Raw genomic sequence first — 287 nt, 5'->3', positions numbered from 1 at the left:
ATATACATGGTGTGGTGGATGGTGGCTGTTGTCGGCGTCGCATCCGTGCTCGGCGCGGCCGCACATATCTTCGACGGCGCGAACGTTGCCGAGCAGATCGGCTACACCCGTGGTGACGGCGGCTTCCAATGGGAGAACGCGATGGGCGATCTGGCCATCGGTGTGGTCGGCATCATGGCGTATTGGTTCCGGGGTCACTTCTGGTTGTGCACGATCGTCGTTTTGACCATTCAGTACTGGGGCGACGCGGCCGGGCACATCTACTTCTGGGTGGCCGAAGACAATAC

At 60.6% G+C, this 287-nt stretch carries 1 protein-coding gene; it reads left to right on the top strand.

The window, feature by feature from the left end; translation table 11 throughout:
* Positions 1-287, top strand: a 287-nt coding sequence (locus GV790_RS29960) for a DUF6790 family protein (RefSeq protein WP_339384705.1), incomplete at both ends; no start/stop codon positions are given.

Origin of the sequence: Nocardia cyriacigeorgica (genome assembly GCF_010858045.1) — a bacterium.
GTDB classification, from domain to species: domain Bacteria; phylum Actinomycetota; class Actinomycetes; order Mycobacteriales; family Mycobacteriaceae; genus Nocardia; species Nocardia cyriacigeorgica_E.
The sequence above is the reverse complement of the archived record's forward strand: the minus strand, read 5'-3'. Positions and strand labels throughout refer to the sequence as shown.